This is a genomic window from Chryseobacterium sp. PTM-20240506 (genome assembly GCF_048296755.1).
Classification (GTDB): Bacteria; Bacteroidota; Bacteroidia; order Flavobacteriales; family Weeksellaceae; genus Chryseobacterium; species Chryseobacterium proteolyticum.
The window spans coordinates 2,356,249-2,367,964 of the sequence record NZ_CP182581.1; the positions used below are offsets into that span (position 1 = coordinate 2,356,249).

The window sequence follows — 11,716 nt, forward strand, 5'->3', positions numbered from 1 at the left end:
ACAATACTTTGCCGTACTTAATTTCATCAACAATATTTCAAAAATATACTTATCCTCAAAAGTACTTATTTAATATGAATTTAATCAAAACCCATAATTAAATGAAATGTACATTATAAAAGATTCCTGGTATATCCGAGGGATCTTGATGAATAATATTTTAGAAGATTAAAACTTTTTAATGATTAAAAGCTTTGGATTATGCGGCAATTTTCATGCCTACACATAAAAAATTAACAACCTTCACAATAAATTAACTTTCTTATGATTTTATTATAAACAACCAACCCATAACTAAATGACAATAAAGCACTTACAAATAAAAACTTTTTATTTTCTGAAATTTTTAAAATATATTTTTACTTTTTCTGATTCTTTTCTGATTTTTTAACTTTTGTTAACTAAAATTTGGCTTCATAATTGAAAATACCTAGAAAGCTATCATCTTTTTGATGAGGCAACCTTAGACTAAAAAATTTGAATTATGAAGAATATAGTAATAACAGGTTTATTGTCAGTATTTTTACTGACAGCTTGTAAAAAGGATGATCAGGTGGCGGAAAAGTCACTGGAACAACAGAAAATTGAATTCCAGGCCAAACAACTTGAAATAGAAAAACAAAAGTTGGCGATTGAAAAAGAGAAAATGGCCTATGAATCTCAGAAAAAAGCAGACAGTATTGTGGAATCCAATAAAGCAAAAGCTGTAGCTGCAAGAAATTCTGAACCAAGAGTTATCACAAAAACCCGAACTATATATAGAGACAGAGAATCAGGTTCAAGCAATAGTAATAATGGAAACTACGCAAACAACGGAAGCAATGCTTCTCAGGGAACAACTCAGAAAAGAGGAATGAGTAAGGCTGCTAAGGGAACCATTATCGGTACCGTAGGTGGAGCTGCTGCTGGGGCTATTATCAGTAAAAACAACAGAGGTTTAGGAGCTGTAATTGGTGGTGTTGTAGGTGGTGCAACGGGATATGCGATTGGTAGATCCGGAGACAGAAAGGACGGAAGAGTACAACCTCGTAATTAATAATTATACATAAAAGAATAAAAGATTGCTTATTTTTAAGCAATCTTTTTTTATGATTCTAATGCTGTTTTCCTCTGTAATTATTATCTCCACCCTTCTGGGATGGGGAAAAATTATGGATATGCTTTCAGGAACTTTATTTTCAGGTATTTCAGGAAAAGCTTTTTCGGGAATATTTATCATAAGTGTTATATGGACCTTAATCGCATTTTTCATTCCGCTCAATATCAACGTAGAAATAACCACGATTGCAATAGGTTTGTTCTTTTTTTTTAAAAATAAACTCTATCTGGAATATTATGGGTTTTCAAAAAAAGACATGATTCTGCTGACTGCCATCGTGTCGATCATTCTTTTTTGTGGTTCTTATTATCCTTATATTCTGGATCACTTCGGCTATTATGTACCCTCTATAAAATGGCTCACGGAATACGGCCTTGTTAAAGGAATCTCTAATCTAGACCTTACATTAGGGCAAATGTCGGTATGGCATATATTCCAGGCAGGGTTTTCTAACTTTTCTGATCCTTTTCTACGGATCAACGTCATTATATTAATCATTTATGCATTTTATATCATTGAAAAAAAATCCTGGATTCAACTTGGTTTTCTTCCGGTTATGCTTCTCTTCTCTCAGTCCCCAAGCCCGGATCTGCCGGTTATTATTTTTTCGCTGATTATTTTAAATGAAATTTTATCAGAAAATAAAAAATCAACTCTCCTTTTCGCACTCTCTGTTTTTATTTTCACAATAAAGCCAACCATGATCTGGCTTCCCGTTCTTAGTTTGCTTTATTCAGTCTTTATTATCAAATCGTCTGTAAAGAATATTTTTTTGGGAATTGTAATACTTATTTTGTTTTTCGTAAAAAATATCTGGACATTTGGATATCCTGTTTTTCCTATTGCTTTTGTTGACCTGGGAATATCCTGGAAAACCAACCCTGAAATACTTAAAAGATCATCTCAGTTTGCCATTCAGAAAACCTATGACATGCAATACACTTTTGAAGAAATTCAAAAGTTTTCTTCAATAGATTATATTAAAAACTGGCTCTTTTTAAAAGGCATTAAAGCAAAGATCAATATTTTATTTATAGTGACTCTTCTTCTTTTGATATTGTATTCTGTTCGAAAGAAAAACAGAGTTATTAATATTATCACCATTTCAATAATTATCAAGACAATCCTTGTTCTTTTATTCTCTGCACAGTACCGGTTCTTCATTGATGTTTTCTTTATTGTAGCCTTTATTTTATTATCTCATTATATTAACAGAAGTAAATCAATAGCCATATTTTTAATAGCGGGCGCTTGTGTTATATTCTTTTTCTTATTTCCATCATTGATTGCAACGCATATTCCAAGCTACAAAATGGCCCGTTTCATGGGTAAGTTTGAAAAAAAACAGATTTACCAACCCTCTGTATATCAATATACCCCGTTCAGGTCTTTCAGAATCGGAAATCTTATCTTTAATGTTCCTGAAAACTATCCTTATAGTTTTGGCACTCCACTTCCTTCTATGACCATTAGTTATATTATTGATAATGCTAACGCAAACATCTTTCCGCAACCCATCAATAAAAATAATATCAGGGAAGGCTTTGTATGGAAAACGATGAATATGAAGGAGAAAAAAGAAGCAATGCGGGTTATCAATATTATCATTAACAACAATAAACAGAACTAAACACAAAGGCATTATTATATTAATAAAAAGCCGTAAATTTGTGCTATGTTCAATACTTTAGGTAATCTTCTCAGTCTTACAACATTTGGAGAAAGTCACGGTGTGGCTTATGGTGGAATAATCAATAACTTTCCGGCAGGTTTAACAGTTGATCTCGATCAGGTTCAATATGAACTGGATCGTCGCAAGCCTGGCCAGTCTGCTATCGTTACTCAGCGAAAGGAAAGTGATACGGTAAAATTTCTTTCCGGAATATTTGAAGGAAAAACCACAGGTACTCCCATTGGTTTTATCATCGAAAATGAAAATCAGAAATCAAAAGATTATGATCATATTGCTAATGCATACCGTCCAAGTCATGCAGATTTTACATATGATCAGAAGTTTGGGATCAGGGATTACCGCGGAGGTGGAAAATCATCTGCCCGGGAAACAATCAACTGGGTTGTAGCCGGAGCGCTTGCAAAACAGCTCTTATCAGATATCGATATCAATGCTTATGTTTCTTCCGTAGGTGACATCTTCTGTGAGAAGCCTTATCAGGATTTGGATTTTTCCAAAACAGAAAGCAATGATGTACGTTGTCCTGATACTGAGACAGCTGAAAAAATGATTGCCCGAATTAAAGAAATTAAAAAAGAAGGAAATACCATCGGGGGAACCATCACCTGTGTTATAAAAAACGTTCCTGTAGGAATTGGAGAACCTATTTTTTCCAAATTGCAGGCTGAACTTGCAAAGGCAATGCTGAATATCAATGCCTGTAAAGGCTTTGAATATGGAAGTGGTTTTTGTGGGGCTAAGATGACCGGTAAAGAACATAATGATGCCTTTAATCCCGATTTTACTACAAAATCTAATCTTTCTGGGGGAATACAAGGTGGTATTTCCAATGGTATGGATATTTATTTCAGAGTAGCTTTCAAACCTGTAGCCACCATATTAAGACCACAGGACAGCATAGACAAAGATGGAAATCCTGTTGTTGTTGAAGGAAAAGGAAGACATGATCCATGTGTCGTTCCAAGAGCGGTTCCCGTAGTTGAAAGTTTAGCCGCATTTGTATTAGCCGACTTATTTTTGATCAACAAAACAAGAAATCTAAATAACTTTTAAACACAATAATATACACCATGAAAGATTATTGGGATAAAGCAATCAATTTTGAAGAATATGTTCATATTGGAAGACAAAGACTTGAAACTCCCGACAACCAACATGACATCGATTATAAACAATATTATGAACTGGGGCTTCAAAGGATGGACAGAACCCTAAAAAAATATATCCTTGACGAAAACCAGGTTAACGAATTAAAATCTAAGAATTTTAACGGGAAAATTCTGATTATTTCAGAAGTATGGTGTGGTGACGCCAGCTCTACGGTACCGGCACTTGTTAAATTTTTTGAGGGTCATAATGAGGTAAGAATTTTCCTGAGAGACAGTGATAAAAGTTTAATTAATCAGTTTCTAACGAATGGAACAGAGTCTATTCCTAAAGTTATCATCCTGAATGATGATTTTACGGTAAAGAACTCATGGGGACCCCGACCTCAGTACGGCAAAGAATTGTTAATGAAATATAAGGCAGATCCGGAGGCTTATCCTAAAGATCAGTTTTATAATGATCTGCAAATTTACTATGCTAAAAACAGAGGTAAGGATGCTGTTCAGGAAATACTGGAGTTATTGTAATAAATGTATGCGTCAGAAATGACAATAAAAAATAGCAGATGAAAAAAAATATACCATATCTTGTACTTATCATTATTATAGGAATTATTGCTTTTATTCCAGGAGTAAGAAATTTTGTGAAGGACCAGTTCTTTCCTGTTGCTACTATAGAAAATGCAGTAACTGTAAGTAAGGAAGATTATGATATCGATTTACAGGGGATTAACGTTCCAAGTACAAATCTGAAGAACTTTAAAGATAAGCCTATCTTTCTAAATTTCTGGGGAACCTGGTGCCCGCCATGCAGAAAAGAATGGCCAACCATTCAAAAGCTTTACGACACCAGAAAAGGGAATATAGACTTTGTACTGATTGCTATGAAAGATGAAGAATATGCAGTAAGGAAATTCCTTCAGGAAAATAATTATACGGTCCCTGTTTATATTGCCCAAAGTCCGATTTCAGAAAAGCTGTTACCAAAAGCATTCCCGACAACATTTTTACTGGATAAATCGGGAAGGATCCTGATCAAAGAAGACGCGTACAGAGATTGGAATACAGAGTCTGTACATCAGTTCATTGACAATATTATTAAATAAATCTTTTAACGAATTTTTATAATTATTTGGTATAGAATTTGCGAATTTTGTAAAGTCAAGAATTTATTTAAACCAAACACAAAATGAAATATTCTAAATTAAACCTGGCTAAAGAAGCCATCAACCATAAGGGCTTTGTCAAAAAAATACCTGACATTTTCAGAATGGTTAAATATTGGAGAAAAGGAATTTATCCTATGAAATCCATTGATATTATTTTACCGATGTTAGGGATTTTATATATCATTTCTCCAATCGACTTAATTCCAGAAGTAGCTGTTCCTGTTTTGGGAGTCCTAGATGATCTGGCTGTTTTATACTTAGTGATCCCTAAACTAATCAAAGAAGTGGACAAGTTTTTACTTTGGGAAGCTGAACAAAAACTAAATACAGGTAATACTAAGATAATCGATGCTCAAATTATAAAATAATTGACGCAAATATATTATTTGAAGCCATTCCAAAAATTTGGGATGGCTTTTTATTTATAATTTAGGGATAAATTTTTGAGCCTTATTACAAATCCTTAAATTTGCAACATCTAATAAAAAATAATGGAAAGTAAAAAAGAGTTCTTTTTAGAGTGCTACAAGCTAGGTATCATTAAATTTGGGAGGTTCACTTTAAAAAGCGGTATTGAAAGTCCGTTCTACGTAGATCTGAGACCTTTGGCTTCTGATCCTAAAATTTTGAAAAATCTTGCAAATTATTTATTGGAAATGCTTCCTCTGGATAATTTTGACCTTATTTGTGGAGTTCCTTATGCCGCTCTTCCTATGGCTACAGCCATGTCTCTGGAAAGTTACATTCCACTTATCATTAAAAGAAAGGAGGCTAAAGATTACGGGACCAAGAAAATGATCGAAGGAATTTATCAGAAAGGACAAAACTGTTTATTGGTAGAAGATGTGATCACTTCCGGAAAATCTTTATTAGAAACCATTGCTGAAGTAGAACAGGAAGATCTAAAAGTAGCAGATATCGTTGTAGTTCTTGACAGGGAACAGGGAGGAAAGCAGCTTTTGGAAAGTAAAGGATTCAGAGTTCATACCCTATTTAATATTTCAGAAGTATGTACTATTCTTCAGGAAACAGGAGAATTATCAGATGAAGAAGTAAAAAGGATCCAGGATTTCCTTTTAGGAAACCACATCCAATTTGAAGAAAAAATCAGAGCTTCTTATGAGCAGAAATTAAAATCCGCTCAACATTCTGTTTCTAAAAAATTATTAGAACTAGCCATCAGTAAAGAATCGAACCTTATCGCTTCAGCAGATGTTACCACAACCAAAGAGTTACTGGAATTTGCTGAAAAAGTAGGACCTCATATTATTGCTCTCAAAACACATATCGACATCATCTCAGATTTCGAATTTGAAAAAACAATTACTCCGTTAAAAGAATTAGCCGAAAAGCATAAATTCTTACTCATGGAAGATAGAAAATTTGCCGATATTGGAAACACACAGGAATTACAATTCACGAGTGGAGTTTTTAAAATTACCGACTGGGCAGATTTTGTAACGTCACAGGTTATCGGTGGTTTTGAATCTCTTGACTGCTTTAAGAATGTAGGTGTTGTCGCAATTATAGGAATGTCTTCAAAAGGAACGTTAACAACGAATAGCTACCGTGAAGAAGCTCTTAAAGTATCTCTATCCCATCCTAATGTAATCGGAGGAGTTTCTCAAAACCCAATTCCTGAAGAATTATTGTTATTCACTCCGGGAGTAAATCTTTCAGATTCGGGAGATGGAAAAGGACAACAGTACAATACTCCTGAACATGTTTTTAAAAGCCTGAATACTGATTTTATAATCGTAGGAAGAGGAATTTATAAATCTGAAAATCCTGAAGCTGCCGCATTAACTTATAAAAACGAAGGCTGGAAAGCTTATATAAGTTCTTTAAAAAAAGGTTAATTCGAGAATAAAAATTTATAAGTCTATACAAAATGAGTTATATTTGATGCTTTATCACCACATTGAGAAAGATCAGTATTTGTCTTATTTTGTTTTTGGGAATTGTGCAGGTTTCTGCGCAAAAAGACAGCATTTCTATTGAAGCGAAATTATCTTCAGATAAAAAAACGTTGGATATAAATCAGGAAATTGTTTATTACAATAATTCTGAAAAAGATTTAAGTACCGTTAAACTTTTAAACTGGGTTTCTGCTTATCAAAAAAGAGGAACTTCACTTGTTTACAGAAAACTGGAAGACCGTAATACTGATCTTCATTTCGCAAAGCCTGAACAACTGGGGAAACTTTTACAATTTAGCATAAAAGGACCTGATGATGAGGCTACTCCTGTAAATAATTTAAGTGCGGAAAATCTTTTTATTCCTTTAAATGCACCTCTTCAACCGGGGAAAAGCATAAGACTAAAACTGCAGTATCAGATACAGCTTCCGGATAAAAAATTTACTGGATACGGTACAGCTGATCGAAATATAGCTTTAAAATATTTCTTTATTGTTCCGGATCATTTTGATCCGGACAATATTTTAGGAAGATATTACCATGATATCGAAGAGTCCGTAAGTTTCAATACCTACTGGACCGTCCAATTTGACCTTCCTACCCAATCTTTTATTGAAAGTAATCTTCACCAGGATCAATCCAATTTATTCAAAGGTTATCTGGATTCAGATCCCGAGTTTATCATTTCCCAGGACGAATACCCTTTCATTAATGTAAATACAGGAGATATAAGCACAGAAGTACGGTTTGGATATCCTCTAACACCCCAGGAAAAGGAAAATTTAGAATTCTATCTTCCGCTGCATTTAAAATTTATAAAGGAACAGATCGGTTATCTTCCATCAAGACTTTTTATTTCTGAAAAGTTCAGAGCGAATGAAGATTTTTTTGGTAATAATGATATTAGTTTCTGGAAATTCCGGTTTCAATTATTTACAGATGCAGAAAAGGCAGATCTCGATTATCTGGGAATTATCACCAAAAAAGTTCTTGACGAAAGTATTATTACAGATAAACAGGATAATCACTGGTTTAAGAATGGATTGAAATCCTATATAGAAATTCAATACATCAAAAAATTCTATGGCGAAACAAAGCTGCTGGGAAAGCTACCTGAATCGAAAATATTTGGAATCAGACCATTAAAATTATTTCATGCCTCTAATTTGAAATTAATTGATCGCTACGGCCTTACCTACCAATATATTATGTCTCAGAATCTGGATCAGAAAATCGGAGAAAAGTTTACTGTGCTTAGTAATTTCAATGTAATGGCTATAAGTAGCTTTGAAACAGGAAGCTTATTCAACTATTCAGCTGATAAAATGGGATATGAAAACTTCAATACCCTGTTGCAGAACTACATAGCTAAAAATACAGACAAGCAAATTGATCCTAAAGATTTCCTCAGAGAACTCGCAGAAAAAGATAACAGGACCGCTTACTTAACCGACTTTTTAAAACAAAAAAACAGGGTTAACTTTAAGCTTCAGAAATTGAAGAAACAAGACGATTCACTGCATATTAAAATCAATAAAAATACCTCTGCTCCTATTCCTGTTAAATTAGAAACAAAAACGAGAGAGGATGAAAAAAAAGAATACTGGGTAGAGACCGACGGTGAGGAAATGACAAAAACGGTTTCCATTCCCGCATTAGATATATACAAGATCACTTTAAATAATGATTATATCTTTCCGGAGTCGAATTACAGAGACAACTTCCTTTACTCCAAAGGCTTATTCTCAAATGCAAAAAAAATAAAACTTAAACTTATAAAGGATATTCCTAATCCTGAGTTTAATGAAATCTACATCAGTCCAAGAATACGTTTCAATAATACTTATGATAAATTTCTTTTAGGATTTAATTTCAAAAACCAATCTTTTTTTGATCAGAAATTCCTTTATTCTATTACGCCTACGTACAGTACAGGAACCGGAAAATTAACGGGTTCAGGTGCCGTTTCATATTCTTTTCTTCCTGCAGAAAGTATTATCCGCAGTTTAACCTTCGGAGTATCCGGAGCATATTACCATTATGATTATAATCTTGCTTACAGGAAAGGCTCTGTTTTTTCCAATATCAGTTTTAGAAAGAATCCGAGAAGTACGGTAAGCAGAGGAATAAGCATGTCATATAATTATTTCGAGAGAGACCTGAGCCCTCTTATGATAGCTAATAATGACTATGACAAGTATAATCTGTGGAGTATCGGATATGGATATACGGATAACCAGATGATCCATGAAAAAAGTCTCAGCATCAGCACCCAGGGAATGGAAGACTTTAATAAAATAACTGCCGAAGGCTTTTACAGATGGGAATTTGCACCTAAACAAAAGCTCAGCCTAAGATTATTTGCAGGATACTTCGTGAGAAATGACACGAGAAATAATACTTTTAATTATGGGATTTCCAGGGTTTCCAATTACTCTTTTTCATATAATCTTTTAGGGGAAAGTGCCAACAGTGGTTTTCTTTCACAGCAGTTTATTCTTGCTGACGGAGGATTTAAATCTTTTATTCCCGGAAGTGTAAATCAATGGATTACTTCTTTAAATGTTGATACCAGCGTATGGAAGATATTCCATTTGTATGCTGATGCAGGAATTTATAAGAACAGGAACAACCCTACCCAATTTATCTGGGATAGCGGAATTAAATTAAAAATAGTTCCTGATTTTCTAGAAATTTATTTCCCAATCCAATCCTCGCTGGGATTTGAACCCGCATTTAAAGATTACGGAAGGCGAATCAGATATACTTTAGTTCTCAATCTCGGATCCATTATCAATGCCGCAAGAAGAGGATGGTATTAAATAAAAAATCTAAAATTTTATAAAAACAAAACGGCCGCTTTAAAAGCGGCCGTGTTTATATCTGAAAAGTAGAATTAATCTTTTAAAATTTTCTGCGAAACAGGCTCATTGTTCACAATTCCCGTTACGATATAATTTCCTTTTTGTAATTCTGAAACATGTAAAACCTCATTTTCTTTTACAGAAGCTGTTTTTACAACCTGTCCGTACATATTATAAATTTTCACATCACGAGACTGAGCTCCAAACGTTATACCATCATTCTGAATAAAAGTATTTTTAACAAGCCTGTGTTTAGATACAGAAACCTCGCCGGTTGCCAATGTTCCGGTTGTCAATGAAAAGTCATCAAAGCTAACGGTTGAATTGCTGTATGCACGAAGATGTAGCTGTAATCTATTAACATTGGCCGGTGCCGTAAATGTGATTACTTTTTGTTGCCAGGCTGCACTTTTAGGTAAATATTGATTGTTATTTCTCAATGGGTCATTAGCAGCGTCCGTTACAAGATTAACCGGATTATCACCAGCATCTAAAAAATTACTCCAGATTCTTCCTCCATTACCTGAGCCGCTTATTTTATACCAAAAGCTAAGTGTATATTGCGTTCCGGCTGTAATATTAACATTTTGAAAAAAACCAGTCGTAGCTGTTGGTACATAATTAGCTCCAAAAGAGCCGGTGTGTGCATCTGCTGTAATATTAGGTGCTGTATATACCGTATTCCAGCCAGCAGCCCAAGGTGCTAAAGTTCCTGTTTCAAAACCAGGATTTTGTACGAGATTTTGTGCATTCGCAAAAATCAATGATGTAGCAATGCTTAAAATTGTAAAGATTTTTCTCATAATTTTTCTTTTTTATGTTTGTTTTTTTAATCTCTACAACAAAATTACACCTAAATTAAAGCGACTAAATTAAGGATGGATTAAGTTTCTATTAAGAATATTAAATCAATATGCTATTATTATAAAAAAACCACCGCTTTTTAAACGGTGGTTTTTCCATTCAAAAATCAAAATTAATCTTTCAGAATTTTCTGTGATACCGGTTGATTATTGACGATACCTGTAACAATATAACTTCCTTTTTGTAGCTCAGAAATATCCAAAGTCTGATTTTTATTGACCTTAGCTGTTTTTATAACCTGTCCATACATATTAAATATCTTGATATCCTTCACTTTTGTTCCGAAAACAATACCTTCATTTTTGATGAATGTATTTTTTATAAAACTAAATTTCTCACTACCGGCATCAAGAACAGATAAAGTAGTGGATGCTGTTCCGGATATGGTTACATTATCCACCCTGGCGGCTCCGCTTGTACTATAATTTGATGAGGCACCCACCGCAGTATAAGTACTGCTGTTCGCAGGATCAAACACGGATACAATCCTTACCGCAAATTGTGTGTTATTATTGGCTCCAGCCGGAATAGAATTATTCATGCTGACCCAATTAGAGGATGATGTAGGTCCGATTTCAATTACATTCCCTACATTAAACCATTCCGTACCATTGGTTGTGTATTGCATTTGAAAATATTTTGAGCTCGTATTGGAACCCGCAATATTAAGAGATACGGAGATTGCCGAATATCCTGAAGTATCTACTTCAAATTTAAAACCCGCGGTACCCGATGCAGAGCCTTGTCCAGGAAACCCATTCACACTCCATGCTCTGCCCGGAGACCCTGAGGCAAATGTTGGATTATTACTTACTCCGAAAACACTTGCTGTTCCCGAACCTGTGGTGGCAGCATTTGTATTTCCATCAAAATTCCATTGAGTAATAACAGATTGTGCGGACATAACTGTTGTGGTTGCCAAAGCAACAAATAGAGAATAAATCTTTTTCATCTTTGTATTTTTTATAATTTTCTATTTTAAATATAAGAGTATTCTCTGAC

General features: G+C 34.1%; 10 protein-coding genes. 8 read left to right on the plus strand and 2 right to left on the minus strand.

Annotated elements, in window-relative coordinates:
• The first annotated feature begins 484 nt into the window (after positions 1–484).
• The 8 genes from ACNFU2_RS10445 to ACNFU2_RS10480 all read left to right on the plus strand — a co-directional run bounded on the left by ACNFU2_RS10445 (position 485) and on the right by ACNFU2_RS10480 (position 9,808).
• A complete protein-coding gene (locus ACNFU2_RS10445; protein WP_172280380.1) occupies positions 485–1,036 on the plus strand; it encodes a YMGG-like glycine zipper-containing protein in 552 nt (183 codons plus the stop codon).
• Positions 1,037–1,088: 52 nt separating this feature from the next.
• The gene (locus ACNFU2_RS10450) at positions 1,089–2,729 is read left to right on the plus strand and encodes an LIC_10190 family membrane protein (protein ID WP_273649355.1); all 1,641 of its coding nucleotides are present in this window, start codon (positions 1,089–1,091) and stop codon (positions 2,727–2,729) included.
• Between the two features lie 45 nt (positions 2,730–2,774).
• A complete protein-coding gene (gene aroC, locus ACNFU2_RS10455) occupies positions 2,775–3,845 on the plus strand; it encodes a chorismate synthase (protein WP_273649356.1) in 1,071 nt (356 codons plus the stop codon).
• Between the two features lie 17 nt (positions 3,846–3,862).
• Positions 3,863–4,426, plus strand: coding sequence for a thioredoxin family protein (locus ACNFU2_RS10460; RefSeq protein WP_273649358.1), 564 nt, complete (start codon positions 3,863–3,865; stop codon positions 4,424–4,426).
• A 38-nt stretch (positions 4,427–4,464) separates the two neighbouring features.
• The gene (locus ACNFU2_RS10465; protein ID WP_418124841.1) at positions 4,465–5,004 is read left to right on the plus strand and encodes a TlpA family protein disulfide reductase; all 540 of its coding nucleotides are present in this window, start codon (positions 4,465–4,467) and stop codon (positions 5,002–5,004) included.
• Positions 5,005–5,087: 83 nt separating this feature from the next.
• The gene (locus tag ACNFU2_RS10470; protein ID WP_172280389.1) at positions 5,088–5,435 is read left to right on the plus strand and encodes a YkvA family protein; all 348 of its coding nucleotides are present in this window, start codon (positions 5,088–5,090) and stop codon (positions 5,433–5,435) included.
• A 123-nt stretch (positions 5,436–5,558) separates the two neighbouring features.
• The gene (pyrF, locus tag ACNFU2_RS10475; protein WP_273649362.1) at positions 5,559–6,926 is read left to right on the plus strand and encodes an orotidine-5'-phosphate decarboxylase; all 1,368 of its coding nucleotides are present in this window, start codon (positions 5,559–5,561) and stop codon (positions 6,924–6,926) included.
• Between the two features lie 62 nt (positions 6,927–6,988).
• The gene (locus tag ACNFU2_RS10480; RefSeq protein ID WP_273649365.1) at positions 6,989–9,808 is read left to right on the plus strand and encodes an aminopeptidase; all 2,820 of its coding nucleotides are present in this window, start codon (positions 6,989–6,991) and stop codon (positions 9,806–9,808) included.
• A 74-nt stretch (positions 9,809–9,882) separates the two neighbouring features.
• Here the strand turns inward: ACNFU2_RS10480 and ACNFU2_RS10485 are convergent, their stop codons facing one another.
• Positions 9,883–10,653, minus strand: a complete 771-nt coding sequence (locus tag ACNFU2_RS10485; protein WP_273649366.1) for a carbohydrate binding domain-containing protein — start codon at positions 10,651–10,653, stop codon at positions 9,883–9,885.
• A gap of 173 nt (positions 10,654–10,826) precedes the next feature.
• On the minus strand, positions 10,827–11,666 hold the full coding sequence (locus tag ACNFU2_RS10490; RefSeq protein ID WP_418124844.1) for a T9SS type A sorting domain-containing protein: 840 nt from the start codon (positions 11,664–11,666) through the stop codon (positions 10,827–10,829).
• Between the last annotated feature and the right edge of the window lie 50 nt (positions 11,667–11,716).

What these genes read in the sequence shown, in the direction of transcription:
- ACNFU2_RS10445 (WP_172280380.1), top strand. Translation starts at nt 485, where the DNA reads ATGAAGAATATAGTAATAACAGGTTTATTGTCAGTATTTTTACTGACA.
- ACNFU2_RS10450 (WP_273649355.1), top strand. Translation starts at nt 1,089, where the DNA reads ATGATTCTAATGCTGTTTTCCTCTGTAATTATTATCTCCACCCTTCTG.
- aroC (WP_273649356.1), top strand. Translation starts at nt 2,775, where the DNA reads ATGTTCAATACTTTAGGTAATCTTCTCAGTCTTACAACATTTGGAGAA.
- ACNFU2_RS10460 (WP_273649358.1), top strand. Translation starts at nt 3,863, where the DNA reads ATGAAAGATTATTGGGATAAAGCAATCAATTTTGAAGAATATGTTCAT.
- ACNFU2_RS10465 (WP_418124841.1), top strand. Translation starts at nt 4,465, where the DNA reads ATGAAAAAAAATATACCATATCTTGTACTTATCATTATTATAGGAATT.
- ACNFU2_RS10470 (WP_172280389.1), top strand. Translation starts at nt 5,088, where the DNA reads ATGAAATATTCTAAATTAAACCTGGCTAAAGAAGCCATCAACCATAAG.
- pyrF (WP_273649362.1), top strand. Translation starts at nt 5,559, where the DNA reads ATGGAAAGTAAAAAAGAGTTCTTTTTAGAGTGCTACAAGCTAGGTATC.
- ACNFU2_RS10485 (WP_273649366.1), bottom strand. Translation starts at nt 10,653, where the DNA reads ATGAGAAAAATCTTTACAATTTTAAGCATTGCTACATCATTGATTTTT.
- ACNFU2_RS10490 (WP_418124844.1), bottom strand. Translation starts at nt 11,666, where the DNA reads ATGAAAAAGATTTATTCTCTATTTGTTGCTTTGGCAACCACAACAGTT.